1 pseudogene is annotated in these 1,231 nt (G+C 74.0%); it reads left to right on the forward strand.

Annotated elements, in window-relative coordinates:
* Positions 1 to 321: 321 nt before the first annotated feature.
* Positions 322 to 1,231: pseudogene (locus ACWC09_RS52670) on the forward strand (hypothetical protein); the annotation flags it as partial.

Consider the following 1,231-nt stretch of genomic DNA (forward strand, 5'->3'; position numbering starts at 1 on the left):
CCGAACCTGAACACAGGCGGGCCCAGTCCGGTGACACCCACGCTTCCGGGTGGTGCGAGTCCAGGGGATCCGCTGGGCAGTCCGAACCTGAACACGGGCGGGCCCAGTCCGGTGGGTCCGGTGGGCTCACCGGTGGAAAATCCGTCGCTGGCGACGCCGCCGGGCAGCTCCCTGTCGTCCCCCACACCGGCCCCCCTGACAGCGGACCCCGCGATGCACGCGGCCCTCAATCCCGGTTCCGTTCTCGATGGAACGTTGCCGACCGCACCCGGCGGGGCCCCGAACACGTCCTTGTCTCCGTCCCTTGGCTCGCCGTCGCCGATGCCGTCGGATCTGTTGAACAACGGCGGCGACGGGAGCAGTCTTGGCAGCCCCACGGGTATCGATCCCGCGTCGCTCGGGACCAGCCCGTCCGGCGGTGGGGGACTGTCCCCGACGACGGGCTCCATCGGTGCGATGCCGCCGCTGCCGACCAGCTTGTCGAACCGGCGCAAGGACCCCGCGGGCGGCGGTGTCCCGCCCCAACTGGGCTCTCCGTCGCCGATGCCGCCGGATCTGCTGGACAACGGCGGCGGCACAGGCGCGCCCAGCGCGAGCGGTGTCGGCGCGGGTGGCGTGGGCCTGCCGGCCGGCGGCATCCCTACGGCTCTCGATCCCACGTCCCTCGCGTCGAGTCCGCCGACGAGCGGGACGGCGTTGCCGGGCGGGGCGCTGCCCGGCTCCGTCGACGGACTGCCCCCGCTTGGTAGCACTCCCGGTTCGAGTCTGCCGTCGTCGGGGGTGCCGGAGGGGGCCGGGGCGGGGATGCCCTTCATGCCGATAGCACCCGGAGCTGGGGGTATGCCGAAGGACGAGGGCGGATCGGACGCGTCCGGCCTGCTGTCCGGTGGCATCGCGCCCTGGTCGGGCGCTGGTGCCGAGCCTCCCGCCCTGGGTGACATCTCCCCCGTACCGGGTACGGCCACGGGTGGGCCCGGACTGGTGACACCGCTGCCGGACGGGGCGCTGCCTGGCTCCGTCGACGGACTGCCCCCGCTGGGCAGCATGCCCAGTGCGGGTGTGCCGTCGTCGGGACTGCCGGAGGGGGCCGGTGCGGGGATGCCCTTCATGCCCATGGCACCGGGCGCCGGAGGCATGCCGAAGGACGAGGGCGGATCAGACGCGTCCGGCCTGCTGTCCGGTGGCATCGCGCCCTGGTCCGGCAACGGCGCCGAGCCTCCCGCCCTGGGTG

The organism is Streptomyces sp. NPDC001617 (assembly GCF_053596855.1).